This window comes from Brachyspira catarrhinii (genome assembly GCF_005518285.1).
Lineage (GTDB): Bacteria > Spirochaetota > Brachyspiria > Brachyspirales > Brachyspiraceae > Brachyspira > Brachyspira catarrhinii.
The window spans coordinates 1-1,878 of record NZ_SJDU01000412.1 but is presented as its reverse complement, the minus strand read 5'-3'; the positions used below and the strand labels follow the sequence as shown (position 1 = coordinate 1,878).

At 27.3% G+C, this 1,878-nt stretch carries 2 protein-coding genes and 1 pseudogene; all 3 read left to right on the top strand.

All coding sequences use genetic code 11. The features are described 5' to 3' along the window. A pseudogene (locus tag EZH24_RS14240) lies at positions 1 to 305 on the top strand (tRNA (N(6)-L-threonylcarbamoyladenosine(37)-C(2))-methylthiotransferase MtaB); the annotation flags it as partial. A 144-nt stretch (positions 306 to 449) separates the two neighbouring features. After that, positions 450 to 785, top strand: coding sequence for an STAS domain-containing protein (locus EZH24_RS11045; RefSeq protein WP_137999163.1), 336 nt, complete (start codon positions 450 to 452; stop codon positions 783 to 785). 80 nt (positions 786 to 865) lie between these two features. Beyond that, a complete protein-coding gene (gene atpB / locus EZH24_RS11040) occupies positions 866 to 1,804 on the top strand; it encodes a F0F1 ATP synthase subunit A (RefSeq protein ID WP_236847185.1) in 939 nt (312 codons plus the stop codon). Positions 1,805 to 1,878 lie beyond the last annotated feature (74 nt).

Sequence of the window (1,878 nt, the reverse complement as noted above, 5' to 3'; positions counted from 1 at the left end):
ATTTTAATACGATAGAAAATACTCCTTCGTCAAAAATGGAGAATCAAGTCGGATACAGGACAAAATTAAAGAGAGCGAAATTATTAAATGTTTTAAATAATAAAATGAAAGAAGATTATTATAAAAACGCTATAAACAGAGAATTAAATATAATCGTTGAGAAAGTTTTGGAAAATAATTATTATATCGGAACGAGCGGAGAATATATGAAAGTAAAATTTAAAAGCGATGAAGATATTAAGAAAAAAGATATTGTTAAAGTTAAAGCCGTTGGATATAAAGATAGAATTATGATTTGTGAATAGGTATAGAATCATTTTAATAAAAAAACAATTAAGCTATAAACCTACTATTTATTTTATTAGTAGTTAGTTGTAAAATTTTCTATTTATGATATTTTAAATATAAAAAATTATATAAATAAAGTTTTAATTTTGGAGTTATTATAAATGGAAATATCCGCTAAAGAAATTGAAAATAATACGGTTGTCCTCGAACTTTTCGGAGACATTGATATTTATTCTTCATCCGACTTAAAAGACGCTATGATTTCGCAAATCGATTTTGGAGCGAAAAGAATAATAATCAATATGGAAGAAGTTCATTATATCGACAGCAGCGGAATCGGAGTTTTTATTTCCGTATTGGGAACTTTTAAGAAAGTAAACGGAAAAATAGGACTTATAAAAATAACCGAACCCGTTAAAAAAGTTTTGGAGCTTACAAAATTAACGAGTTTTTTGCCTATTTATAATACGGAATCCGAAGCGATAGAAAAATTATAAAAAGTTAGTTTTTAAAATAGTTGATTTTTTATTTAATAGTTATAAAATTAATGACTATAAAATTAAAGAATAAATTAATTATGAATAGATTTAGATTAAATATTTTAAATAAATTAAATTCGACAAAAAGAATTTTAATAATCGCAATATTTCTTTTTACGGCGTTTAATTTTAATTGCAATAAAATTTTTGCCTCCGAAAATATTAACGATTACATTATGGAAGAAATTGCCGACAATACGGAACATCCTTATTATACAATTCCCGTGAGATTGGGAAATTATTTTAATTTTGATTTTCGAATAACGAAGCATATTATATTAATAACTTTAGCCGCCATTTTATGCATTGCGAGTATGAAATATTTGGCTTACAAATTAAAAAGACCTTTCAATAAACCGACTTATTTGCAAAATATACTTGAAATTGTTATAGATTATATGAATAAGGATGTTATCTCTCCTACTTTAGGCGAAGACGGAAAAAGATATACGCCTTTTTGTTTGACGATTTTTTTATTCGTTTTATTTTCAAATTTAATCGGAGTAATTCCGCCGTTATTGAAATTCAAAACGGAAGATGGACATTACGCTTATTTGGCGGGAGCGGTTGGAGCGAATATCGGTTTTACGGGAGCTATAGCGATTTTAGTTTTTATATGCTATGTAATCGCGGGAATAAGAAAAAAAGGAATCATAAAATATTGGGTTGGTTTAGTTCCAAAAGGTTTGCCGTTTGTTTTAATTCCTTTGATTTGGTTTTTGGAATTTGTAACTTTATTCAATAGAGCCTTCGCTTTGACGATTCGTTTGCTTGCCAATATGACGGGCGGACATATAATGCTTATAGTTATTCCTTACTTGATTATTATGTCGGGGACTTTATTAGTTTCGCCATTTGCCATATTATTTTTAAGTTTTATATATGTTCTTGAAATGTTTGTTGCGGTTTTGCAGGCTTATATATTTTCGTTATTATCGGCGATTTATATTGGAATTGCCATTGGAGACGAGCATTAAATTTAAATAAATAGGATAAAAAATTAAATAAATATTAAAAAATAAATTAAAATTGTCGGGGCTTTAGTCTTGAC